At 61.1% G+C, this 23,973-nt stretch carries 23 protein-coding genes; 15 read left to right on the top strand and 8 right to left on the bottom strand.

Features of this window, described 5'->3' with window-relative positions; genetic code table 11:
* Window positions 1–74 precede the first annotated feature (74 nt).
* Window positions 75–1,040 carry a GlxA family transcriptional regulator gene (locus CD175_RS20070; RefSeq protein WP_104450192.1) on the top strand — a complete coding sequence of 322 codons (966 nt, stop codon included), beginning with the start codon at window positions 75–77 and terminating at the stop codon, window positions 1,038–1,040.
* Window positions 1,041–1,201: 161 nt separating this feature from the next.
* Here the strand turns inward: CD175_RS20070 and CD175_RS20065 are convergent, their stop codons facing one another.
* Window positions 1,202–3,601, bottom strand: a complete 2,400-nt coding sequence (locus CD175_RS20065) for a penicillin acylase family protein (protein WP_104450191.1) — start codon at window positions 3,599–3,601, stop codon at window positions 1,202–1,204.
* A gap of 103 nt (window positions 3,602–3,704) precedes the next feature.
* Window positions 3,705–4,286: a DUF6436 domain-containing protein gene (locus CD175_RS20060; protein WP_104450190.1), complete on the bottom strand. Its 582-nt coding sequence runs from the start codon at window positions 4,284–4,286 to the stop codon at window positions 3,705–3,707.
* 96 nt (window positions 4,287–4,382) lie between these two features.
* Between CD175_RS20060 and bipL the strand changes: the two genes are divergently transcribed.
* Complete coding sequence (gene bipL / locus CD175_RS20055; protein ID WP_104450189.1) at window positions 4,383–5,330, top strand: phospholipase BipL; 948 nt, start codon at window positions 4,383–4,385, stop codon at window positions 5,328–5,330.
* A 129-nt stretch (window positions 5,331–5,459) separates the two neighbouring features.
* Here bipL and CD175_RS20050 read toward each other — a convergent pair whose 3' ends face one another.
* Window positions 5,460–6,212 carry a DUF2059 domain-containing protein gene (locus tag CD175_RS20050; protein WP_102699611.1) on the bottom strand — a complete coding sequence of 251 codons (753 nt, stop codon included), beginning with the start codon at window positions 6,210–6,212 and terminating at the stop codon, window positions 5,460–5,462.
* Between the two features lie 108 nt (window positions 6,213–6,320).
* Here CD175_RS20050 and CD175_RS20045 point away from each other — a divergent pair, with 108 nt between their 5' ends.
* Window positions 6,321–6,953: a 2OG-Fe(II) oxygenase gene (locus CD175_RS20045; protein WP_104450188.1), complete on the top strand. Its 633-nt coding sequence runs from the start codon at window positions 6,321–6,323 to the stop codon at window positions 6,951–6,953.
* A gap of 2 nt (window positions 6,954–6,955) precedes the next feature.
* A complete protein-coding gene (locus tag CD175_RS20040; RefSeq protein WP_104450187.1) occupies window positions 6,956–7,441 on the top strand; it encodes a 2-thiouracil desulfurase family protein in 486 nt (161 codons plus the stop codon).
* 109 nt (window positions 7,442–7,550) lie between these two features.
* Here the strand turns inward: CD175_RS20040 and CD175_RS20035 are convergent, their stop codons facing one another.
* On the bottom strand, window positions 7,551–8,135 hold the full coding sequence (locus CD175_RS20035; protein ID WP_104450186.1) for a transporter substrate-binding domain-containing protein: 585 nt from the start codon (window positions 8,133–8,135) through the stop codon (window positions 7,551–7,553).
* Between the two features lie 135 nt (window positions 8,136–8,270).
* On the opposite strand from CD175_RS20035, the gene CD175_RS20030 reads away from it, so the two are divergent.
* Window positions 8,271–8,696, top strand: coding sequence for a DUF4399 domain-containing protein (locus CD175_RS20030; RefSeq protein ID WP_104450185.1), 426 nt, complete (start codon window positions 8,271–8,273; stop codon window positions 8,694–8,696).
* A gap of 59 nt (window positions 8,697–8,755) precedes the next feature.
* Here the strand turns inward: CD175_RS20030 and serA are convergent, their stop codons facing one another.
* On the bottom strand, window positions 8,756–9,985 hold the full coding sequence (gene serA / locus CD175_RS20025; RefSeq protein ID WP_007976393.1) for a phosphoglycerate dehydrogenase: 1,230 nt from the start codon (window positions 9,983–9,985) through the stop codon (window positions 8,756–8,758).
* A 206-nt stretch (window positions 9,986–10,191) separates the two neighbouring features.
* Here serA and CD175_RS20015 point away from each other — a divergent pair, with 206 nt between their 5' ends.
* The 4 genes from CD175_RS20015 (at window position 10,192) to CD175_RS20000 (ending at window position 14,469) form a co-directional block, all read left to right on the top strand.
* The gene (locus tag CD175_RS20015) at window positions 10,192–11,586 is read left to right on the top strand and encodes a D-2-hydroxyglutarate dehydrogenase (RefSeq protein ID WP_032829505.1); all 1,395 of its coding nucleotides are present in this window, start codon (window positions 10,192–10,194) and stop codon (window positions 11,584–11,586) included.
* Between the two features lie 40 nt (window positions 11,587–11,626).
* The gene (locus tag CD175_RS20010; protein ID WP_102699606.1) at window positions 11,627–12,292 is read left to right on the top strand and encodes a fumarylacetoacetate hydrolase family protein; all 666 of its coding nucleotides are present in this window, start codon (window positions 11,627–11,629) and stop codon (window positions 12,290–12,292) included.
* Between the two features lie 145 nt (window positions 12,293–12,437).
* Entirely contained in the window at window positions 12,438–13,364 is a 927-nt protein-coding gene (locus CD175_RS20005; protein WP_104450184.1) for an SdiA-regulated domain-containing protein, read from the top strand.
* Between the two features lie 187 nt (window positions 13,365–13,551).
* Complete coding sequence (locus CD175_RS20000; protein ID WP_104450183.1) at window positions 13,552–14,469, top strand: SdiA-regulated domain-containing protein; 918 nt, start codon at window positions 13,552–13,554, stop codon at window positions 14,467–14,469.
* Between the two features lie 146 nt (window positions 14,470–14,615).
* On the opposite strand, the gene rpiA is transcribed toward CD175_RS20000, so the two are convergent.
* Window positions 14,616–15,290 carry a ribose-5-phosphate isomerase RpiA gene (rpiA, locus tag CD175_RS19995; protein WP_104450182.1) on the bottom strand — a complete coding sequence of 225 codons (675 nt, stop codon included), beginning with the start codon at window positions 15,288–15,290 and terminating at the stop codon, window positions 14,616–14,618.
* A gap of 322 nt (window positions 15,291–15,612) precedes the next feature.
* Here rpiA and ilvA point away from each other — a divergent pair, with 322 nt between their 5' ends.
* Window positions 15,613–17,127, top strand: a complete 1,515-nt coding sequence (gene ilvA, locus CD175_RS19990; RefSeq protein ID WP_102700005.1) for a threonine ammonia-lyase, biosynthetic — start codon at window positions 15,613–15,615, stop codon at window positions 17,125–17,127.
* A gap of 39 nt (window positions 17,128–17,166) precedes the next feature.
* Window positions 17,167–17,592: a DUF2269 domain-containing protein gene (locus tag CD175_RS19985; RefSeq protein ID WP_104450181.1), complete on the top strand. Its 426-nt coding sequence runs from the start codon at window positions 17,167–17,169 to the stop codon at window positions 17,590–17,592.
* A gap of 106 nt (window positions 17,593–17,698) precedes the next feature.
* On the opposite strand, the gene CD175_RS19980 is transcribed toward CD175_RS19985, so the two are convergent.
* On the bottom strand, window positions 17,699–18,355 hold the full coding sequence (locus CD175_RS19980; RefSeq protein ID WP_102700003.1) for a histidinol-phosphatase: 657 nt from the start codon (window positions 18,353–18,355) through the stop codon (window positions 17,699–17,701).
* A 143-nt stretch (window positions 18,356–18,498) separates the two neighbouring features.
* On the opposite strand from CD175_RS19980, the gene CD175_RS19975 reads away from it, so the two are divergent.
* Together CD175_RS19975 and ptsP are read left to right on the top strand one after the other, a co-directional pair.
* Entirely contained in the window at window positions 18,499–18,978 is a 480-nt protein-coding gene (locus CD175_RS19975) for an RNA pyrophosphohydrolase (RefSeq protein WP_053163553.1), read from the top strand.
* Between the two features lie 22 nt (window positions 18,979–19,000).
* Entirely contained in the window at window positions 19,001–21,280 is a 2,280-nt protein-coding gene (ptsP, locus tag CD175_RS19970; RefSeq protein WP_007976410.1) for a phosphoenolpyruvate--protein phosphotransferase, read from the top strand.
* A gap of 114 nt (window positions 21,281–21,394) precedes the next feature.
* On the opposite strand, the gene CD175_RS19965 is transcribed toward ptsP, so the two are convergent.
* Window positions 21,395–22,141, bottom strand: a complete 747-nt coding sequence (locus tag CD175_RS19965; protein ID WP_104450180.1) for an NRDE family protein — start codon at window positions 22,139–22,141, stop codon at window positions 21,395–21,397.
* 134 nt (window positions 22,142–22,275) lie between these two features.
* On the opposite strand from CD175_RS19965, the gene CD175_RS19960 reads away from it, so the two are divergent.
* Together CD175_RS19960 and lgt are read left to right on the top strand one after the other, a co-directional pair.
* Window positions 22,276–23,058, top strand: coding sequence for a sulfite exporter TauE/SafE family protein (locus tag CD175_RS19960; RefSeq protein WP_104450179.1), 783 nt, complete (start codon window positions 22,276–22,278; stop codon window positions 23,056–23,058).
* A gap of 97 nt (window positions 23,059–23,155) precedes the next feature.
* A complete protein-coding gene (gene lgt / locus CD175_RS19955; protein ID WP_007976415.1) occupies window positions 23,156–23,968 on the top strand; it encodes a prolipoprotein diacylglyceryl transferase in 813 nt (270 codons plus the stop codon).
* Window positions 23,969–23,973: the final 5 nt, after the last annotated feature.

Genomic DNA, 23,973 nt, shown 5'->3' with positions numbered 1-23,973 from the left:
TTTGATTTCATCGCGAGCAGGCTCGCTCCTACAGAGGGAAGGTGCAATCAGATCCAAAGGAGGCGATTCACGTCATGAGTAAAACCATCGCCATCGTGGTCTTCGCCGGCGTCCAGTCGCTGGATGTCACCGGCCCCATGGATGTGTTTTCCGAGGCCAATCGATTCCTTGCCCCGCAGGATCGCTATCGGCTGGAGGTGATCGGCGTCGAGCACGGGATGATGGCGTGCTCCAACGGTTTGGCACTCAATGCCCATCGGCACTTCAGCGAAGCGCTCGAGGCGTACGACTTGTTATTGGTGGCGGGCGGGCCGCAATTGCCGTTCATGAGTTTCGGCGTGGCGTTCGACACCTGGCTGCGCGGGGCCTGCGGGCGGGCGCAACGGTTTGGCTCGATCTGCAACGGTGCCTTCATGCTCGCCCGCGCCGGGTTGCTGGAGGGGCGCACGGTCACCACGCATTGGCAGGACGCATCGGATCTGGCGGCGCTGTGCCCCTCGTCTCGGGTGGACGCGGATCGACTGTACGTTGAGGACGGCGACCTGTTCACCTCGGCCGGGGTCACCGCGGGGATCGATCTTTCGTTGTATCTGTTGGGCCGGGATCACGGGCCGGAGGTGGCTCTGAATGTCGCCAAGCGGCTCGTGGTGTTCACCCAGCGTTCGGGCGGGCAGTCGCAGTTCAGCCCGTTCCTCACGCCCCACGCCGAACCGGACTCGGCGGTGGCGATGGTTCAGCATTACGTGCTGGCCAACCTGACGGGCGATTTAGCCATCGCCGACCTGGCCAATGCGGCCAACATGAGCGCGCGCAATTTTTCCCGGGTGTTTGCCAGGGAAGCGAAAATCACCCCGGCCGAGTTCGTCGAACGCGCGCGGGTCGATGCGGCGCGGGTGATGCTCGAAAGCACTCGTGCGCCGCTCAAGACCGTGGCCTATCAATGCGGTTTCCGCGATGCCCAGCACATGCGCAGTGTGTTCAATCGCAGGCTGGGGGTGACGCCGCAACAGTTCAGGTTGAATTTTGCGGCGATGGTTTGAACCATGAATTTGCATTGCTCTTGCGGGCCCCTTCGCGGGCAAGCCCGCTCCCACAGGTTTCTCTGGTGTTCACAAAATTTGTGTTCGACACAGATCCCTGTGGGAGCGGCGGTGCGGCGATCCGACTTGCCCGCGAAGGGGCCGGTCCAGCCAATGCAAAATTACTGAGCCGCCCGCGCCGGCAACAGCTTCAACGTACTGCGCGTATTGGCCGTGACTTCTTCATCATTGAGATGCGCCTGGAAGTACATCCCTTCGATGTAGGCCTCGGCCTGATCATCATAGTGACTGTCGAACACTACGCCGCTCTGGCCAACCGGGTTGACGGTCAGGCTGTGGGCCGGGTCGGCGAAGTCGATCAGGCGCCGGGTCGAAGGGCCGTAGGTGACGGGCCAGGGTGCCGGGCCAATTTTCGCCGAGAGGTTGTTCGGCACTTCATGGCTGCCGGGTGCGGCGAAGGGGCCGACGTTGAAGACCAGGTCCAGCGGCTTTTGCTGCCCTAGCGGATGACCATGGGTCAAGGTGTGCGCGCGACCCCACTGCCATTGCGAGGCGTCTGCGCCGAGGGTGCTCTTGAGGTGGGCGAGGCTGGCTTGCCAGGCGGCCTTCACCGTGTCGGCGCGGGTCTCCTTGCCGAGGGTGCTGCGGTTGTCCCACCACGGTGAATCGGCGTTGGCGGCCACGCGGGGGAGCGCGGCGTCGATCACCCGGGTCGAAAGCAGCGTTTCGAAGAATTCGTTGCCCAGCTCATCGTGCATCGTCGCGTCAGCCAGATTGAACAGGAACTGGTTGAACAGCGTGGCGCTGGTCGAATCGAGCGGGTAGTCGCCTTTCCACTGGGCCAGTTGCTCCACCAGTTTGAGTTCGGCGGGGTCGCTCACCACTTCGCGCAACACCGGCAGCAGCGGCGCCAACAAGCGCGGGCCGTAGGCGGTGGTAGTGCCCAGTTGCAGTTTCTGGCTGTTTTCCAGGTCCCATTTCACGGCTTTGTCGCTGAGCTGGCGATTGAGCTGCTGGCCGCGATCGGCAAGGTTGTAATAGCCGGGAATCTCCATGCCGGTCGGCGACACCGGCTGGAAGTTGGCCGAGACGATGTAGCCCCGCGCCGGGTTTTCTTCTTGAGGGTTGGCGCTGAACGGGTAGAAGCCATCTTTGTCGGCCTCGGCGCTGCTGCCGTCGAGGATGAACCATGGGCGTACACCCGCCGGACGTTTCGGCAGTTGCGCCGCTGCCCACCAGCCGATGTCACCCTTGGCATTGGCCCATACGACGTTCAGGCCCGGTGCCTGGATTTTTGCCGCGGCACTGCGGGCCTTGACCAGGGTGTCGGCGCGATTGAGCTGGTAGAAGCCGTCCAGAATCGGGTTCTGGCTTTCGAGAAACGCCCACCACATGGCAATCGGTGTCTTGCCGACGCCACTGCCCAAGGCATCGTTGACGATCGGGCCGTGGGGCGACTGGCGCAGCACTAGCGTCACCGGTTCCTGGCCCTTGACCGCAATCTTCTGCTCGCTGGTGACCATGTCCACCCACTTGCCGCGATACCAGACCTGATTGGGATTGTCCGGGTTGACCTTCTCGGCGATCAGGTCGAGGTCGTCGTTCTGGAACATGGTGATGCTCCAGCCGAAGTCGTTGTTCATGCCCAGTGAGGCGAACGGCATCAAGGCCTGGTAGTGGCCGTAGAGTTCGAAGCCCGGCGCCGAGAGTTGTGCTTCGTACCACACCGACGGCGCGGAAAAACGGATATGCGGATCGCCCGCCAGCAGTGGCTTGCCGCTTTGGGTCCGGCTGCCCGCGACGACCCAGGCGTTACTGCCCTCGAACTGGGGCAGGCCGTTGTCAGCCAAGGCCTGTTCGCTCAGGCGGGCGAGGGCGTTGAGGTCTTTCCAGTCGGCGCTGGCCAGGGAAGGTGCGGTCCCGTTGAGCACGCCTTTGGGCTGCCAGTCGAGATCGAAAACGCTCAGGTAGTCGGGGCCCAGTTGATCGCGCACGAATGTCAGCAAGGGTTCGGTACGAAATGCAGCCGCAAAACTGTAGGCCATGTAACCGGCGATGCTGATGGTGTCCTGAGCGGTGAACGGGCGTTTTGGAATGCCCAGCACATCGAACTCCACGGGTTTGGCGTGGCTGTCCTGATACTGGTTGATGCCGTCCAGATAGGCCTGCATGGCGATGAACGAGGGTGACTGTTTGTCGAGATTGGCGAAGTAGGTTTCAGCGCGTTCGCGAATGCGCAGGCTGCGCATCAGTTTGTCGGTGTCGAGCAGCTTCGGTCCGAGCACCTCGGCCAGTTCGCCACGAGCCAGACGACGCAGGACTTCCATCTGGAACAAGCGGTCCTGGGCATGCACGTAGCCGAGCGCGCGGTACAGGTCGGTTTCGTTGTCGGCGCGGATATGCGGAACGCCGCGCTCGTCGTAGCGCACGGTGACTGAGCCTTGCAGGTGTTGCAGTTCCACCATGCCCTGGCGTGACGGCTGCTTGCTGTAGAGGTACCAGCCGGCTCCGGCGGCCAGCACGACGATCAACAGCGCGAGAGCGGTCAAGCTGCGTTTCATGGGAACTCCTTGTTGTTATTGTGATTCCAGGTGGCACTGTTTAACACGACGCGCCGGTTTGGCGCATCGCCCGTAGGAGGGATTCGTATTGGCGTGTCTTGGCCTACTTCGCCGGATCGACAGGCCACGGGCAGTAACACCCCACGGCCAGTGTGTGCGTGGCGCTCACCGCACGGCCTTCATCCAGCGCTTGCAGGATGGGTTCGATAAAGCTGTTGCTGGAATTGCAGGTCAGGCCTTCGCTGTAGGGGCCGAAGTACGCCAGTTTGCCGCTGCGGTCCCAGATCGCCACGGCCGGGCTGGCGGGGATCTGTTCGGAGCCGGGCAGGACGTCGATGGTTTTCAGGCGGCTCAAGGTGCCCGGTAACTGGCCATGGCTACCGGGTTTTTGCACGGCATAGAATTCCACTCCATGGGGGACATAGCGCTCGACCAGTTCGGTCAGGTGTTGTTGATTGCCGACGTTGCACGGGCAGGCCGGGTCCCAGAAATGCACCAGGCGGATGGCGCCAGGGCCTGCGAGGTCATCGGGAAGGCGCAGCGGATCACCCGAAAACATTGCAGTGTGTTCGCTGAATGCCCGCAGGTAACGCCCCTGGAACCAGTCGTAGGCCGCCCACAATACGCCGGCGCACACCACGGTGAGCAGGCTGGCAAACAGGGTGGCGCGAAAGGGCGGGCGCATCGGTTCAGTCCTCGAAGGTCGGCTAGCTTGCCATGCTTGCCGCGACAGAAGAATATCGCAGGCCTATAAAGTCCGTTTCACGCTCTGGAATCGTCCATGCCGGCCACTTTCGACCCTGATCTTCTACGTGCAAGCTTGCTGCCACTGGCGGCCGGGCAGCCGTTGTCGGCGCAGGCGCAGGCCTACCAGCAATTCTACGGGCTGGATTTTGCGCCGCGTCAGGTGCGCAGCGGTCTTGGGCGCTTCGAGGTCGATGGTTATGAGCTGGTCAGCCAGTTCTGGTGGCCCGAGCGGGCGAAGGCGACGCTGTTTGTCATCCACGGCTTCTACGACCACACCGGGCTCTACCGGCATGTGATCGAATGGGCCTTGGACCAAGGCTTTGCGGTGATTGCCTGTGACCTGCCGGGGCATGGCTTGTCCAGCGGCGAGCGGGCGAGCATCAGGGATTTCGCCGAGTACCAGGACACGCTGCAAGGGTTGTTCAGCGAGGCGCAATCCCTCGATTTGCCGCAACCGTGGCACCTGTGCGGGCAAAGTACCGGTGGGGCGATCGTGATCGATCATGTGTTGCATGCGGGGGCGAGCAGCCCGGCCCAGGGTCAGGTGATTCTGTTGGCACCGTTGGTGCGGCCGCGAGCGTGGGGTTGGTCGCATCTGAGCTATTACTTGCTCAGGCCGTTCGTCAAAGCCATTGCCCGGCGCTTCAGCGAGAACTCCAACGACCCGGCCTTTCTGCCGTTCCTGCAAGCCGATCCATTGCAGCCGCTGCGTCTGCCGACAGCCTGGGTGGGCGCGCTGGCACGCTGGATCAAACGCGTTGAGGCGGCGCCGGTCAGCACCAGGCGGCCGCTGATCGTGCAGGGGCAGGCAGACATGACCGTGGATTGGGAGCATAACCTTGAAGTGTTGCGGGGCAAGTTTGATAGGCCGCAGGTCCTGATGTTGCCTGAGGCGCGGCATCATCTGGCGAATGAAACACTGGTGATGCGGCAGGAGTATCTAGGGTTTTTGACCAAGCGGATCAAGGGTCGGAATCCTTAGCAACAGTTCGGGCCCCATCGCGGGCAAGCCCGCTCCCACAGGTTTCGCGGTGATCACAAAATAGTGGGTTGACTCAAAACACTGTGGGAGCGGGCTTGCCCGCGATAGCAATCTGTCAGGCGCCGAAAATCACTGCGTCAGGTTCGAGTTGCTCTGTCCCACCGCCAACCCCGCGCGAATCGCCGCCAGTGCCGCCTGATAGTAAGCCTGACCTTGCGTCGATTCGGCGAAGGTCGCGAACTCTTCCAGTTCGTCGTCCGACAGGTCGCGATAGACATACAGCAGCGTGTTGTTCAGGTCGCTGCCAATCTGGTCCATCAGGCGCTGGCGCTGGCCGTTGAGCATGCCCTGGGCCTGACCGGCACCGAGCAATCCCGGGATCATCGAACTCAGGCTGTCGGCGGCCACACCGGCAATCGCCAGGCTGACTTCCGCGCCGGCTTCGCGAGCAGGCAGCGCTTGTGCCAGATGGCCGATGATCAGTAGGCGGCTGTCGCTGGCCTGCATCTTTGGCAAGCCCTTGGCATTTTTTGCCAGTTGGTCGCGACGGGTCGCCAGCAACTCGGCAGCAACGATCTTCTTGCCCAGGGGCGACTGGAAAAACGTCAGTGCAGGTTTTGGATCGGCGAGGTTCTTGCGCAATTGCGCTTCGGCGCGCTGGTCCACGGCCTGGGCGGAAAATCGCTGATTGCTGTTATTGACCAGAGCCTGATACACCGCAGGAGGCAGGCTGCCCTGGTAGCGTTGCTGGGCAGCCGAGAGGGCGTCGTTGAAATGCGCGCGTTGTTCCGGCCAGCCGGCGACCTTGTACAACTGGTCGTGGCCGTCTGCCCAGGCGGGCAATACGCAGAACATCAGCAGTGATAAAAGCAAACGGCGCATAGGGACTCCAGTCAGCAGGCGACTATTCTCCGTGTGGCATCCGTACTTGTCGAGAATTCGTATCAACCCGCTGCGCGGCTCTGTCGGATTTTCGGGCACAGGAATACTATGCGCGCCATGCAAATATCCTCTGATCACCCGCTGCTGTTACGAATCGTCGACGACCTGGCCGAGCACGGCTGGTCGCAGCAGAATATTTTCCTGCCTCAGGACCTGACCCGAGCGCTGGCGGCCGAGTGTCGCAAGCGTGCTGCCGAGGGTGAGCTGGCTCCGGCCGCCGTGGGCCGTGGACCGTTTTCGGAAATCCGCGAAGGGATTCGTGGCGACCATATCCAATGGATCGACCCCGGTCAGGCCGAGGCTTGCGACAGCTATCTGAGTTTGATGGACAGCCTGCGCGAGGCGATCAATCGCGGTCTGTTTCTCGGCCTGGAGGATTTCGAAAGCCATTTTGCGATGTACCCGCCCGGGGCGTTCTACCTCAGGCATGTCGATCGCTTTCGCGATGACGACCGGCGCATGGTTTCGGCGGTGGTTTACCTCAATGACGGCTGGCTTCCCGAGCACGGTGGCTCGTTGCGCATGTACCTCGACAACGATCGCGTCCACGACGTACAGCCTACCGGCGGCTGCCTGGTGGTGTTTCTCTCCGGAGAGGTTCCCCACGAAGTCCTGCCCGCGACCCGCGATCGCCTGTCGCTGACGGGCTGGTTCCGGCGGCGCGGCAACGAGCCGTTCTGATCATGCAGAAAATTCTCGTCAGCCGCTGCCTGTTGGGCCACCGCGTTCGTTACGACGGCGGGGCCAGCGGGCCGTTCGATCAGCTTCAGCAATGGCTCGACGAAGGTCGGGTCGTGGCGCTGTGCCCGGAGGTCGCCGGCGGTTTGCCGACGCCTCGGGCGGCCGCGGAAATTCCAGGCGGGCAGGGCGTGCAAGTCCTCGATGGCCAGGCCTCGGTGATCACTACCGAGGGCGAGGACGTCAGTGCGCAGTTTTTGTCGGGGGCGTATCAGGCACTGGAATTGGTGCAAAAACACGGCATCCGCATTGCCGTCCTCAAGGCCAACAGCCCGTCCTGCGGCAATCTGCTGACCTATGACGGGACGTTCAGCGGTGTGAAGGTCGATGGCGAGGGCGTGTCGGCGGCGCTGCTCAAGCGCCATGGGGTGCAGGTGTTCAGTGAGTTGGAATTGCCGCAAGCAGCGGCAGCCTTGGCAGCACTGAACTAACACCGAACACCTATCCTTGTAGGAGCTGGCTTGCCAGCGATGACGGTATAACAGGCAACATAGTCGTTGAATGTCATGGCCTCATCGCTGGCAAGCCAGCTCCTACAGGTTATTGTTTCGGTACCACATCCGCCCCCGCCCCCAACCACTTCTGCTCCAGCGCTTGCAGTCGCCCATCATCCTTGATTCGCTGCAAGGCGTTTTCCAGGCTGGCATGGAACGCCGGATTTCCCTTCTGAAACGGAATCGCCAGGCTCACGGCCGGGTTGGTTTTGGGCTTCTCTTCGGTCAACGACTGCACCAGCAGAATGGAGCGCGGCTCTTCTTTTTGCGCGATCAATTGCGCCCGGGCTTGAACGTAAGGTTCGCTGAAATCGAAACGATCACTGAGATCCGGGGTCACTGCTATGTGGTTGATAGCGATGTCGTATTTGCCGCTTTCGACGCCGGTCAGCAGATCGCTGCCGTCGGTGACGACAAAGTCGGCCCGGACATCGAGTTCACTTGCCAGCAGTTGGCCCAGTTCGACTTCGAAGCCGGTGAGCTTGTCGCCATCCTTGAAGTTGAATGGGGGAGTGTTGGCTTCAACGGCTATGCGCAACTCGCCCCGGTCGTTGACGTCATCAATCAGTTCGGCATGAGCCAAAGGGCTCAGAAGGGGTAGCAGGCAGATCAGGCCAGGCAGAAAGCGCATGGTCACTCCTTTGAATTTATTATCGCGACCCTCTGATTCAGGCTCGCTTTGCTATGGTTGTCGAGTGCCTTCGACAACGAATGGCCATGAAGTTGTCATGGTCACGCGGATTTTACGAAAAAACTGGAGAAGAGAATGAAAACCTTTATGTCACGCGCTGCTTTGGCTGGCCTGTTGATGGGTGTTTCGGTGCTGGCCAGTGCTGCAACGCCGGCTCCGAAAGGCGCCGAAGTGTCCATCGTGTCTCCCAAGGACGGCGCGACTGTTCCACAGACTGTCGTCGTCAAGTTCGCTGTCGAGAATATTGCCTTGGCACCGGCGGGCGACACCACCAAGAACACCGGTCATCACCATTTGTTGATCGATGTCGATGAGTTGCCGGCCGCCGGAGCGCCGATCCCCAAAGATGCCAACCACCAGCATTTCGGCGCCGCGCAGACCCAGGCTGAAGTAACGCTCACGCCGGGCAAGCACACCCTGCAGCTTGAACTGGGCGATAGCAACCACATGCCGTTCGATCCGCCGATCGTTTCCGAGAAGATCACCGTCAACGTCAAGTAACGTTGTTGCGTAAATGAAAAAGGGAGCCCGAAGGCTCCCTTTTTTTGCTCAAGCCGCGATCAGAACAACACACGGCTACGGATGGTGCCTTTGACGTGTTGCAGCTTCTCTTGCGCCAGGTCCGAATACTCGGCGTCGACGTCGATCACCACGTAGCCAACCTTCTCGTTGGTCTGCAGGAACTGACCGGAGATGTTGATGCCGTTTTCGGCGAAGACCTTGTTGATCTCGCTGAGTACGCCCGGAATGTTTTCGTGGATGTGCAGCAGGCGGTGCTTGCCAGGGTGAGCCGGCAGGGCCACTTCCGGGAAGTTCACGGACGATACCGAAGTACCGTTGTCGCTGTACTTGACCAGTTTTTCCGCAACTTCCAGACCGATGTTGGCCTGGGCTTCAGCGGTAGAGCCGCCGATGTGCGGGGTCAGGATCACGTTGTCCAGGCCACGCAGCGGGCTTTCGAACTCTTCGTCGTTGGAGCGTGGCTCCACCGGGAATACGTCGATGGCCGCGCCGATCAGGTGCTTGTCCTTGATGGCGGCCGCCAGGTGGTCCAGTTCTACAACAGTGCCGCGGGCGGCGTTGATCAGGATGCCGCCTTTCTTGATGGCGCGGATTTCTTTCTCGCCCATCATCCACTGGGTGGCGGCGGTTTCCGGTACGTGCAGCGAAACGATGTCGGACATCGCCAGCAGCTCGTGCAGGTTGCCTACCTGAGTGGCGTTACCCAAAGGCAGCTTGGTGATGGTGTCGTAGAAGTACACCTGCATGCCCAGGCCTTCCGCCAGGACCGACAGTTGAGTACCGATCGAGCCGTAACCGACGATGCCCAGCTTCTTGCCACGGATCTCGAAGGAGTTGGCCGCGCTCTTGATCCAGCCGCCACGGTGGCAGGAAGCGTTCTTCTCAGGGATGCCGCGCAGCAGCAGGATCGCTTCGGCCAGCACCAGCTCCGCTACGGAACGGGTGTTGGAGTAGGGCGCGTTGAACACCGCGATACCGCGTTCGCGGGCAGCGTCCAGGTCGACCTGGTTGGTGCCGATGCAGAAACAGCCGACCGCCACCAGCTTCTTCGCGTGATCGAAGATCTCTTCGGTCAGTTGAGTGCGCGAGCGAATGCCGATGAAGTGAGCGTCAGCGATCTTTTCCTTGAGCTGGGCTTCCGGCAGAGAACCTGTGAGGTACTCGATGCTGGTGTAGCCCGCCGCCTTGAGGACGTCGACAGCCGATTGGTGGACGCCTTCGAGAAGAAGGAACTTGATCTTGCTCTTATCGAGAGAAGTCTTGCTCATCTGCGTAAACCTGTATCCCGGAGAAAAATGGCAGGGAGGGGCGCAGCCCGGAGCTGACCCGAACGGCAGGAATGCCGTCACCGCAGAACAGCCTTTGGGCACTACCCTGCGGGGTCGGTATGCTAGCATATGCACCCCGCTAAACACTCATTCCTGCGACGTGAAGCGTTCTCAGGATGACCATGAATTGTTCGAGAGTTCTGTCGATGACCAATCCTGCCCTGATTGAAGAGCTGAAGACCCTGGTTGAGCCTGGCAAGGTGCTGACCGATGCCGACTCCCTGAATGCTTACGGTAAGGATTGGACCAAGCATTTCGCCCCGGCCCCCACTGCCATCGTGTTCCCCAAGACCACCGAGCAGGTCCAGGCCATTGTCCTGTGGGCCAACAAACACAAGGTCGCGCTGGTGCCGTCCGGCGGTCGTACCGGTTTGTCGGCCGCTGCCGTGGCAGCCAATGGCGAAGTGGTCGTGTCGTTCGACTACATGAACCAGATCCTCGATGTGAACCTCACTGACCGCACCGCCGTTTGTCAGCCGGGCGTGGTCACCGAGCACCTGCAGAACGTGGCCGAAGAAAACGGCTTGTACTACCCGGTGGACTTCGCTTCGGCAGGATCGAGCCAGATTGGCGGCAATATCGGCACCAATGCCGGCGGGATCAAGGTGATTCGCTACGGCATGACCCGTAACTGGGTCGCCGGCATGAAAGTCGTCACCGGCAAGGGCGACGTGCTGGAACTGAACCGCGACCTGATCAAGAACGCCACCGGCTACGACATGCGCCAGCTGTTCATCGGTGCTGAAGGCACACTCGGGTTCGTGGTCGAAGCGACCATGCGCCTAGATCGCGCGCCGAAAAACCTGACCGCGATGGTCCTCGGCACCGCCGATTTCGACTCGATCATGCCGGTATTGCACGCGTTTCAGAGCAAACTTGACCTGACCGCCTTCGAATTCTTCTCCGACAAGGCCCTGGCCAAGGTCATGGCCCGTGGGGACGTGCCGGCGCCATTCGAGTCCGATTGCCCGTTCTACGCGCTGCTGGAATTCGAAGCGACCACCGAAGAAGTGGCCAACCACGCGTTGGAAACCTTCGAGCACTGCGTCGAGCAGGGTTGGGTGCTGGACGGCGTGATGAGCCAGAGCGAAACCCAGCTGCAGAACCTGTGGAAGCTGCGCGAGTACATTTCCGAAACCATTTCCCACTGGACGCCGTACAAGAACGACATCTCGGTCACCGTATCGAAAGTCCCGGCGTTCCTGAAGGAAATCGACGCGATCGTCGGCGAACACTACCCGGATTTCGAAATCGTCTGGTTCGGCCACATCGGCGACGGCAACCTGCACTTGAACATCCTCAAGCCGGATAACCTGAGCAAGGACGAGTTTTTCGCCAAGTGCGCCACCGTGAACAAGTGGGTGTTCGAAACCGTCGAGAAGTACAACGGTTCGATCTCCGCCGAGCACGGCGTGGGCATGACCAAGCGTGATTACTTGACCTACAGCCGTTCGCCGGTCGAGATCGAGTACATGAAAGCGGTCAAGGCAGTGTTCGACCCGAACGGCATCATGAACCCGGGCAAGATCTTCGCGGTTTGAACTGCAAACCTTACGCACCCTTGAAGGCAGGAGACGGTAAATGAGCTATCAGCACCAGTATGTCGACGGTACGCGTATTCATTTCCCGTTGGGGAAAGTGGTGTGCATCGGCCGCAACTACGCCGAACACGCCAAGGAACTGGATAACCCGGTGCCGACCGAGCCACTGCTGTTCATCAAGCCGGGCAGTTGCGTGGTGCCGCTGGAAGGTGGTTTCAGCATTCCCACCGAGCGCGGCTCGGTGCACTACGAAGCGGAAATCGCGGTATTGATCGGCAAGCCGTTGTCGACCAAACCGAGCCGTGAAGAAGTGCTCGACGCCATCTCCGGTTTCGCCCCGGCCCTGGACCTGACCCTGCGCGACAAGCAGGCCGAGCTGAAATCCAAGGGCCTGCCGTGGGAAATCGCCAAGTCCTTCGACGGTGCGGCAGTGATTGCTCCATTCGTGTCTGGCAGCACCTTTGCCGACCTGACCGACATCGGCATCCGCCTGACCATCAACGGCGAAGTGCGCCAGGACGGCAACAGCAGCGCAATGCTCAACCCGATCGTACCGATGATCCAGCACATGGCCGGTTGCTTCTCGTTGCAGGCCGGGGATGTGATCCTCACCGGCACGCCAGTGGGCGTCGGTCCGCTGAATGTCGGTGACGAGATCGTCCTGGAACTGCCGGGCGCCAGCCGCTTCAGCAGCAGCGTTCGCTGATCTACCGCTGCCCCCTGTAGGAGCTGGCTTGCCAGCGAAGAGGCCTCAGCATTCAACATCCATGTTGACTGTTACACCGCTTTCGCTGGCAAGCCAGCTCCTACAGCCATTACCCCTAGCCTGAATTTCTGGAACGCATTCCCCAATGGCCACTCCTCCGCTATCCGCGCTTAAACCTGCCCGCCGCTCACGTTTCGCCCTGCGTTGGCACACCTGGCTTTTGTTGGTGGCCGTTGTCGCCTACGGCGTTGCATTTGCCATGCACTGGGATGCGCGGGGCGTGCTCTGGGTGAAAGAGCAATTCAAAAGCCCGGCCGAGCGTCAGGCCAGTATCTGGCTGCCGGACTATCGGGCGGTGATCGATGCCAAGCCGTTGCCGGGCATGGAGAAGGACGAAGCATCGGACGTGGCCTATGACCCTCAGACCAAGACCCTGTTTTCGGTCATGGGCAAGAACCCCTTCCTGGTCGAGTTGAACCTGCAGGGTGATGTGCTGCGCAAAATGCCATTGGTCGGCTGGAGCAACCCTGAGGGCGTCACCGTGCTGGGCGACGGCCGACTGGCCATTGTCGATGAGCGCGAGCATCTGATCGCTATCGTCAAGGTCGATGCCGACACCCGCGAACTGAACATCGCCGACTTCCCGAAATACGACCTCGGCCCTTCCAAAGATCAGAACAAAGCCTTTGAGGCTGTTACCTGGGATCCGCGCAATCAGCAACTGGTGTTGGGTGAAGAGCGCCCGCCGGCATTGTTTACCTGGAAGGGTGACGGCAAGGTCCTGACCGGCGACAAGCTGAAGCTGGCCAGTCATGCACTGGACATGCGCAACCTGTCGGCGCTGGCCATCGACCCGCGAACCGGCCACATGCTGGCGCTGTCCGCCGACTCGCACCTGTTGCTGGAGCTGGACAAGAATGGCGAGCAGGTCAGTTTCATCACCCTGCTGCGTGGCTTCAACGGCCTGAAAAATACCATTCCGCGCGCCGAAGGCGTGACCATGGATGAAGCGGGCACGCTGTACATGGTGAGTGAGCCGAACCTGTTTTATCGCTTCGAAAAACAGAGGTAATGCCTCCGTGTAGGAGCTGCCGCAGGCTGCGATCTTTTGACTTTGGCGTCTACCAAATCGCTTAAGATCAAAAGATCGCAGCCTGCGGCAGCTCCTGCGCGTATACGTAAAGGGCCCGCGGCCATTAAGCTTCAGTTCAGACGGGCGTGATATTTCATCCGCCTGTTTTGACCCTGAGCCCACCCGAATGCGTCGATTTGCCCGCCCAAAATCCCTGATTCTGATCCTGTCGGTGATCTCGCTGATCGCCTTGGTTGCGTTCGGCCAATACCTGCGTCTGTTCGAGCGTGCCTGGTTCAATCTGCATACGCTGTGGCAGCCGGTGAGCTCCCAATCCATGGGCCTTGACCAATACCGGGTCGTGACCGAAGCGCAGGTGATCGATGGCCTGGCGGACAACGTTTCAGCGTTGACCTACGACCCGGTGCGCAAAAGCCTGTTCACCGTCACCAACAAACACAGCGAGCTGATCGAGTTGTCCCTCGACGGCAGGATTTTGCGCCGTGTGGCGCTGGTCGGTTTCGGCGATCCGGAGGCGGTGGAGTTCATCAGTGAGGACACCTATGTGGTCACTGATGAAAGCCAGCAGCGGCTGATCAAGATTCGTCTGGAGCAGGACACTACTTTCGTCGATGCGGCAGACGCCGAGCAGATGACCATCGGCGTCCACATGGGCGGCAACAAGGGTTTCGAGGGCCTGGCTTACGATTCTGTGGGCAAGCGCCTGTTCGTCGCCAAGGAGCGCAACCCGATGCTGATCTACGAGGTGCACGGTTTCCCGCGCTTCAATCCTGAAGAATCCTACTCGGTACACGTGATCAACGACCCCAAGCGTGATGCCGGGATGTTCGTGCGGGATCTGTCGAGCCTGCAATACGACGAGCGCAGCGGGCATTTGCTGGCGCTGTCGGATGAGTCGCGGTTGATTCTGGAGCTGGATGTGAGCGGGCGTCCGCTGAGCACAATGTCGTTGGGCAAGGGGCGCCAGGGCCTGCAGAAAACCGTGCCGCAAGCGGAGGGGATCGCTGTGGACGACGACGGTACGCTGTACCTCGTCAGCGAGCCGAACCTGTTTTACGTGTTCAAGAAACCCACGCAACTCTAACCGACACCACAAAACAAATGTGGGAGCGAGCCTGCTCGCGAAAGCGGTGTGTCATTCAATATCTTTGTTGGCTGACACGCCCCCATCGCGAGCAGGCTCGCTCCCACAGGTATTTCATCTGTCCACAAATATGTGGAAGGCCTGGCTTACTCGGCGCGCAGGGTCTTCACGCCTTCACTGGTACCCAGCAGCAACAGATCCGCCGGACGCGCCGCGAACAAACCATTGGTGACCACGCCGACGATCGCGTTGATCCGTGTCTCCAGCTCCACCGGGTTGGTGATCTGCATGTTGAACACGTCGAGGATGATGTTGCCGTTGTCGGTTAGCACGCCTTCGCGGTAAACCGGGTCGCCACCGAGCTTCACCAGTTCGCGGGCTACATGGCTGCGGGCCATCGGGATGACTTCCACCGGCAGCGGGAAAGTACCGAGGACCGGCACCAGTTTGCTGGCATCGGCGATGCAGATGAACGTCTTGGCCACGGCCGCGACGATCTTCTCGCGGGTCAGGGCGGCGCCGCCGCCCTTGATCAGGTTCAGGTGCTCGTCGCTTTCATCGGCGCCGTCGACATAGAACTCCAGGTCGCTGACGGTGTTCAGTTCGTACACCGGAATCCCGTGGCCCTTGAGGCGCGCGGCGGTGGCTTCGGAACTGGCGACGGCGCCATCGAATGCGCCCTTGTGCTGCGCCAGGGCATCGATGAAGCAGTTGGCGGTGGAGCCGGTGCCGACCCCGACGATGCTCTTGTCGTCGAGTTTCGGAAGGATGAAGTCGACGGCGGCCTGGGCCACTGCCTGTTTGAGTTGATCCTGGTTCATGCGGGCTCCGGAGTGCCGAGGAGGGAACGAAAGGCCGGCATTATAGGCCCCGGGGCGGGGAAGGTCATTGCCCGATTGGCGGGTCGGATGTGTATACCTGCTGCCCCGACAACTGTAGGAGCGAGCTTGCTCGCGATGGTCGTGAACGATAACGCGTGAAACCAGACACCCAGCGGCGCCATTGGTTTTTTCGCGAGCAAGCTCGCTCCTACAGGTAATGAACTCTCTCGGCGTTTTAAAACCACCGGTTTAGTGTGGTCGTGCGGCCGAAAGCCGGGTTAGACTCCTTGGTCCCGCCCAACCCGCTCAGTGATGCTTTCCGATGCTTGAACAGTACGTCAAAAAGATCCTCACCTCGCGCGTTTATGACGTTGCCGTAGAAACCCCGCTGCAGTCTGCCCGCCAGCTTTCCGAGCGGCTGGGCAACAGCATTTGGCTCAAGCGCGAAGACTTGCAGCCGGTGTTCTCCTTCAAGATTCGCGGCGCCTACAACAAGTTGACCCAGCTGAGCGACGAAGAGCGCGCCCGCGGCGTAGTGACGGCTTCGGCGGGCAACCATGCGCAAGGCCTGGCCCTGGCGGCGAAGGTGCTGGGTGTGAAAGCGACCATCGTCATGCCAAAGACCACCCCGGAGATCAAGGTCGAAGGCGTGCGCTCGCGCGGCGGTAAAGTGGTGCTGCACGGCGATTCGTTCCCGGAAGCCCTGGCTTACTCGCTGAAACTGGTCGATGAAAAAGGCTACGTCTACATTCACCCGTATGACGATCCCCACACCATTGCCGGGCAGGGCACCGTGGCGATGGAGATTCTGCGCCAGCACCCGCAGCCACTGGATGCGATTTTCGTCCCGGTGGGTGGTGGCGGCCTGATCGCCGGCATTGCGGCATACGTGAAGTACCTGCGCCCTGACATCAAGATCATCGGTGTCGAGCCGGATGACTCCAATTGCCTGCAAGCCGCCATGGCGGCGGGCGAGCGTGTGGTGTTGCCGACCGTGGGCATCTTCGCCGACGGTGTTGCGGTGGCTCAGATCGGTCAGCACACCTTTGACATCTGCAAGGACTATGTCGATGAAGTGATCACCGTCAGCACCGATGAAATCTGTGCTGCCATCAAGGATATCTACGACGATACCCGCTCGATCACCGAACCTGCCGGCGCCTTGGGCGTGGCCGGGATCAAGAAGTATGTCGAGCAGCGCGGCGTCAGCGGCCAGACCTTCGTCGCCATCGACTCCGGGGCCAACGTCAACTTCGACCGCCTGCGCCACGTCGCCGAGCGTGCGGAGCTGGGCGAGGGCCGCGAAGCGATCATCGCCGTGACCATTCCCGAGAAGCCGGGCAGCTTCAAGGCGTTCTGCGAAGCCATCGGCAAGCGCCAGATCACCGAATTCAACTATCGCTACAACACCGGCAGCGAAGCGCACATCTTTGTCGGCGTGCAGACCCACCCGGAAAACGACCCGCGCAGCGCCCTGATCGCCAGTCTGAGCGAACAAGGTTTCCCGGTGCTGGACCTGACCGACAATGAACTGGCCAAGTTGCACATCCGCCACATGGTCGGCGGGCGTGCGGCACATGTGGTCGACGAAGTGATCCTGCGTTTCGAATTCCCGGAGCGTCCGGGGGCGTTGTTCAACTTCCTCAACAAACTCGGCGGGCGCTGGAACATCTCGATGTTCCATTACCGTAACCATGGCGCGGCGGATGGCCGGGTCGTCGCGGGTCTGCAAGTGCCGCACGATGAACGCCACCTGGTGCCGGCGGCGCTGGAAGAAATCGGTTATCCGTACTGGGATGAAAGCGACAACCCGGCCTATCAGCTGTTTCTTGGCTGAGGGGCTACGCTGTTGGGCAGGTCATAAGGAAATCGAACAATGGAAACGTTAACTGCCCTGAAAGCGGCGCACATGGTGGCAACCGTTGTACTGCTGGCTTGTGCGCTGGGCCTGGGCGTCTGGGTTTTGCTTGCGCGGCGCAAGGGTGATGCAACGGCGGGAAGCCGCACCCTGCAACGGCCACGTGTATTTGTCTGGCTGTTGATGGGGCTGGCGCTGCTGAGCATGCCGTTTACCGGCTGGTGGATGGTGCACCTGGTGGGATGGCCGTTGGGTCAGACCTGGTTGCTGGCCTCCAGTGTGCTGTACACCGTGGCGGCGTTGGCGTGGTTCTGGTTGTTGGTGCGCTTGAACAAGCTGCGCAAGGCGCCGGGTGGCGTGGGTAAATTTACCTTTGCCCTGGCGTTGTTCAGTTTTGTCTGTTTTGTCGCCATTGCCGGGTTGATGGGCGCCAAGCCTGTGTAGGAGCGAGCCTGCTCGCGATGGGCGTTAACGAAAACGCGGGGCGCCTGACGCCCCGCAGCGATCTTGAGTTTTTCGCGAGCAAGCTCGCTCCTACAGTAAAGCGATATCAGTCGCGCAACGAAATCACCGGCCACCCACGCTTCTCAGCCTCGGCCCGCAGATTCGGGTCCGGATCAACCGCCACCGGATTCGTCACCTGCTCCAGCAACGGCAAATCATTCATCGAGTCGCTATAGAAGTAGCTGTCTTCCAGCGTAAACCCGGTTTCTTCCAGCCAGCGATTCAACCGCGTCACCTTGCCTTCGCGGAAGCACGGCACATCGGTGCTGCGTCCGGTGTAGCGGCCGTCGACCATTTCGCATTCGGTGGCGATCAGGGTTTCGACGCCCAGGCGCTCGGCGATCGGCCCGGTGACGAAGCGGTTGGTGGCGGTGATGATCACCAGTTTGTCGCCGGCGGCGCGGTGCTTGGCCAGCAACTCGATAGCCTTGGGCAGCACGATCGGTTCGATGCAGTCGCGCATGTAGTCGCTGTGCCACTGATCCAGCGTAGCCATTTCGGTGCGCCCGAGGACTTCCAGGCAGAAGTTCAGGTAAGCAGCGTTATCCAGTTTTCCGGCCAGGTAATCCTGGTAGAACTCATCGTTGCGCGCCTTGTAGGCGACGGCGTCGAGAAAGCCGCGCTCGCACAGGTAATCGCCCCAGGCGTGATCGCTGTCACCGCCCAGAAGGGTGTTGTCCAAATCGAATAAAGCCAGGCGCATTGCAGTTACCCGCTGAAAAGTCAGTAAAAAGGCGACAAGAATACGGTCTTTTCACAAGAGTGCACATAAGGTAGGAACCTTCGTTGCCGCCTTAACAACCTTTGTGGAACAATGCGGCGACATGCGTTTGCGAGGTTGTTGCCGTGATCGACCCCGATGGTTTTCGCCCCAATGTCGGGATCATTCTGACGAATGACGCCGGCCAGGTGCTATGGGCTCGCCGAATCAATCAAGATGCCTGGCAGTTTCCGCAGGGGGGAATCAACCCCGAAGAGACGCCGGAAGACGCCTTGTACCGCGAGCTGAACGAAGAAGTAGGCCTGGAGCGCGAAGATGTTGAAATTCTCGCCTGCACCCGGGGCTGGTTGCGCTATCGTTTGCCGCAACGTCTGGTACGTACCCACAGCCAACCGCTGTGCATCGGCCAGAAACAGAAATGGTTTCTCCTGCGCCTGGTCTCCAACGAGCAGCGGGTGCGGATGGATTTGACCGGTAAACCGGAGTTCGATGGCTGGCGCTGGGTCAGCTATTGGTATCCGTTGGGCCAGGTGGTGACATTCAAGCGCGAGGTGTATCGACGCGCTCTCAAAGAGCTTGCCCCGCGCCTTTTAGCGCGCGACTGACGACGGAGTTCGACCCCGAGCCATGCTCAATACGCTGCGCAAGATCGTCCAGGAAGTTAACTCCGCCAAGGATCTCAAGGCGGCGTTGGGGATTATTGTGTTGCGCGTCAAAGAGGCCATGGGCAGCCAGGTCTGCTCGGTCTACCTGCTTGACCCCGAGACCAACCGCTTCGTGCTGATGGCCACCGAGGGCTTGAACAAGCGCTCGATCGGCAAAGTCAGCATGGCACCCAACGAAGGTCTGGTTGGCCTGGTCGGTACGCGCGAAGAACCCCTGAACCTCGAAAACGCTGCGGACCACCCGCGCTACCGCTACTTCGCCGAGACCGGTGAAGAGCGCTTCGCCTCATTCCTCGGGGCGCCGATCATTCACCACCGCCGCGTCGTCGGCGTGTTGGTCATTCAGCAAAAAGAACGTCGCCAGTTCGATGAAGGTGAAGAAGCCTTCCTCGTGACCATGAGCGCGCAGCTCGCCGGCGTTATCGCCCACGCCGAAGCCACCGGCTCGATCCGTGGCCTCGGTCGTCAGGGCAAAGGCATCCAGGAAGCCAAGTTCGTCGGCGTGCCGGGTTCGCCGGGTGCGGCAGTGGGTACGGCGGTGGTCATGCTGCCACCGGCCGACCTGGACGTGGTGCCGGACAAGACCATCACCGACATCGACGCCGAACTCGGGCTGTTCAAGACCGCCATCGAAGGCGTGCGCGCCGACATGCGCGCGTTGTCGGCCAAGCTCGCCACGCAGTTGCGCCCCGAAGAGCGGGCCCTGTTCGACGTCTATTTGATGATGCTCGACGATGCGGCGTTGGGCAGCGAAGTCACCACGGTGATCAAGACCGGTCAGTGGGCCCAGGGCGCGTTGCGCCAAGTGGTCACCGATCACGTCAACCGTTTCGAATTGATGGACGACGCTTACCTGCGTGAGCGCGCCTCGGACGTCAAGGACCTCGGCCGGCGCTTGCTGGCTTATTTGCAGGAAGAGCGCCAGCAAACCCTGGTCTACCCCGACAACACCATCCTGGTCAGCGAAGAACTGACGCCGGCGATGCTCGGCGAGGTGCCGGAAGGCAAGCTGGCCGGCCTGGTGTCGGTGCTCGGTTCCGGTAACTCCCACGTTGCCATTCTCGCCCGCGCCATGGGCATCCCGACCGTGATGGGTCTGGTCGACCTGCCGTACTCCAAGGTCGACGGCATCCAGATGATCGTCGACGGCTACCACGGCGAGGTCTACACCAACCCGAGTGACGTGCTGCGCAAGCAGTTCGCCGAAGTGGTCGAGGAAGAGAAGCAACTGGCCCTCGGGCTGGATGCGCTGCGTGATCTGCCGTGTATCACGGTCGATGGCCACCGCATGCCGCTGTGGGTCAACACCGGCCTGCTGGCGGACGTGGCGCGCGCGCAGAAGCGCGGTGCCGAAGGCGTGGGCCTGTACCGCACCGAAGTGCCGTTCATGATCAACCAGCGGTTCCCGAGCGAAAAGGAACAACTGGCGATCTACCGCGAACAACTGGCCGCGTTCCACCCGCAACCGGTGACCATGCGCACCCTGGACATCGGTGGCGACAAGTCACTGTCGTACTTCCCGATCAAGGAAGACAACCCGTTCCTAGGCTGGCGCGGCATTCGCGTCACCCTCGACCACCCGGAAATCTTCCTGGTGCAGACCCGTGCCATGCTCAAGGCCAGCGAAGGCTTGAACAACCTGCGCATTCTGCTGCCGATGATCTCCGGCATTCATGAATTGGAAGAAGCGCTGCACCTGATCCACCGCGCCTGGGGCGAAGTGCGCGACGAAGGCTGTGACGTGCCGATGCCGCCGATTGGCGTGATGATCGAGATCCCGGCGGCGGTGTACCAGACCAAGGAACTGGCGCGGCAAGTCGACTTCCTGTCGGTCGGTTCCAACGACCTGACCCAATACCTGTTGGCCGTGGACCGTAACAACCCGCGGGTCGCCGATCTTTACGACTACCTGCACCCGGCGGTGCTTCAGGCCTTGCAGAACGTCGTGCGTGACGCCCATGCCGAAGGCAAGCCGGTGAGCATCTGCGGTGAAATGGCCGGTGACCCGGCGGCGGCCGTGCTGTTGATGGCGATGGGTTTCGACAGCCTGTCGATGAACGCCACCAACTTGCCGAAGGTGAAGTGGATGCTGCGCCAGATCAACCTGAGCAAGGCCAGGGAGTTACTGGCCGAGCTGATGACCATCGACAACCCGCAGGTTATCCACAGCTCGCTGCAACTGGCGCTGAAGAACCTCGGGTTGGCGCGGATGATCAATCCGGCGGCGATCAAGCCCCTCTAGATCTGGGGCGCCCCATTCGCGAGCAGGCTCGCTCCCACATTGGATCTGTGAACGACGCAAATCCCCTGTGGGAGCGAGCCTGCTCGCGATGAGGTCTGTGCTGACAACACAAAACTAAAGCCTGATCTCCACTTCCCCAAGATGCCCGCCATACGGCCCGAAACTGCGTTCGACGATACGCCGCGTGCCATCCGCCTGCACAATCAACGCCGTACTCGCCCGCGTCCCATAACTCTGACTGGCGATGAACACACTCGACAGCAACGTCTCGGTCGCCAGCCCCACTCCGGTGTCGGGCAACTCGGCAAACGGCGCGGTCTGCGCATCGCTCAATAACGCCAGCAGTGCCTGAGGCTGCGGATCATCCAGCACCTCGCTCAACGCCGCCCTGGCCTTGAGCAGTTTCGGCCAGGGTGTATCCAGCCCGGCATTGGATAACCCGTAGACCCCCGGGGCCAGCATGACGGCTTCCGATTCCCGTTGATTGAAGTGCCAGAGCTCATGGGGATTGCCGATCAGCAGGTTAAAGCCACCATACTCCAGCGAACGGTCGACAACGTCGGCTAAGTAGTCGTCAATTGTCAGTTCCCCGGTGAGAAATCGCGCGACCAGCTCCCCACGAGACTTGCGCCCTGGCGGTCGGTGGGGGTCGCGGATGTTGGTCAGCGCCGCAAAGCGTCCGTTGGCGCCAACACCGAGCCAGGTGCCGCCGGCCTCGAGGTCACGCCCCGCATGCACGTGCGGCGCTTCGGGCCATGGCGCCAGAGGGAGGCTGGGGCGGGCATAGAATTCGTCGCGATTGGCCGCCACGACCAGCGGCTGGGCATGGCCCGGGCGCCAGGCAAAAACAATCAGGCACATAAGGGAGTCCTTGTGTGTTTTTTGCCCACTCTACGCAGACATCGCTCATCGATCCATCGCCTTGCACAGTGGAGCTTGAGGCCATGCATCCGTTACCATGCCGCTCCGGTTTTGGGGATGCAGGCGGGACAACCATGGAATTTCTGCTCTATCTGGCGCTCGGCGCCTGTGCAGGTGTGCTTGCCGGGCTGTTTGGCGTGGGTGGCGGGATCATCATCGTCCCGGTGCTGGTGTTCAGCTTCAAGGCCCAAGGGTTCGATCCGTCGATCCTCACGCACCTGGCGGTGGGGACCTCCCTGGCGACGATCATCTTTACCTCGGTCAACGCGGTACGCGAGCATCACCGCCGTGGCGCCGTGCGTTGGCCGATCTTCATGTGGATGACCGTCGGCATTCTGATCGGTGCCGGGTTCGGCGCCTTGACGGCAGAAGCGATTTCCGGCCCCAACCTGCAGAAACTCATTGGTGTATTCGCCCTGGTGATCGCCGCTCAACTGGCACTGGACGTCAAACCCAAGGCCAGCCGAACCGTGCCGGGCAAACTCGGTCTGACCGTGGCCGGCAGCGTGATTGGCTGGGCCTCGGCGATTTTCGGCATTGGCGGTGGTTCGTTGACCGTGCCATTCCTGACCTGGCGCAGCGTACCGATGCAGCAAGCCGTGGCCACTTCATCGGCCTGCGGGCTGCCGATTGCCCTGGCCAGTGCATTAAGTTTCATGATTCTGGGCTGGCACGATCCGTTGCTTCCGGCCCATAGTCTCGGTTTTGTTTATTTGCCGGCGCTGCTGGGCATTGCCCTGACCAGCATGGTGTTCGCCCGTTTGGGCGCGCGACTGGCCCACAGGTTGTCGCCGAAGTTGCTGAAAAGGCTGTTTGCCGCTTTGCTGTTCTGCGTCGGTCTGAACTTTCTAGTCTGAAGCATCTGCTCTGACGCACAGCGCAATCCTGGCTTAATCCTGAGGTGGCAGCGTCGCCCGGGAATTTTTGAGATTTGAACTCTAACGAGGAGTCGCAATGCTGCCTTACCCGCAGATCGACCCGGTGGCCCTGGCCATCGGTCCGCTGAAAATCCACTGGTACGGCCTGATGTACCTGATCGGCATCGGCGGTGCCTGGCTGCTGGCCTCCCGCCGGCTGAACCGCTTCGACCCGACCTGGACCAAGGAGAAACTCTCCGACATGGTGTTCTGGATGTCGATGGGGGTGATCGTCGGCGGGCGCCTGGGTTATGTGCTGTTCTACGATCTGAGCGCCTATCTGGCCAACCCGACGCTGATTTTCGAAGTGTGGAAGGGCGGCATGTCGTTCCACGGCGGTTTCATCGGCGTGATGCTGGCGGCGTTGTGGTTCGGTAAGAAGAACAACAAGTCGTTCTTTCAGCTGATGGATTTCGTTGCGCCGATGGTGCCGATTGGCCTGGGGGCCGGGCGTATCGGCAACTTCATCAACGCCGAGCTGTGGGGCAAGCCGACCGACGTGCCGTGGGCGATGATCTTCCCGCCGTTCAGCGACCCGGCGCAGTTGCCGCGTCACCCCTCGCAGCTGTACCAGTTCGCCCTCGAAGGTGTGGCGCTGTTCCTGATCCTCTGGTTGTTCTCGCGCAAGCCGCGGCCGACCATGGCGGTATCGGGGATGTTCGCGCTGTTCTATGGCATCTTCCGTTTCATCGTCGAGTTCGTCCGCGTACCGGACGCGCAGCTGGGCTATCTGGCCTGGAACTGGCTGACCATGGGCCAGGTGCTGTGCCTGCCGATGATCGTCGGCGGCCTGGTCCTGATCTGGCTGGCGTATCACCGCGCCCCGGCAACTCCAGCGGCAGCCGTATAAAATTC

It is taken from the genome of Pseudomonas laurylsulfatiphila, assembly GCF_002934665.1.
Lineage (GTDB): Bacteria > Pseudomonadota > Gammaproteobacteria > Pseudomonadales > Pseudomonadaceae > Aquipseudomonas > Aquipseudomonas laurylsulfatiphila.
Note: the sequence above shows the minus strand (reverse complement) of the source record. Positions and strands in the feature narration are given on the sequence as shown.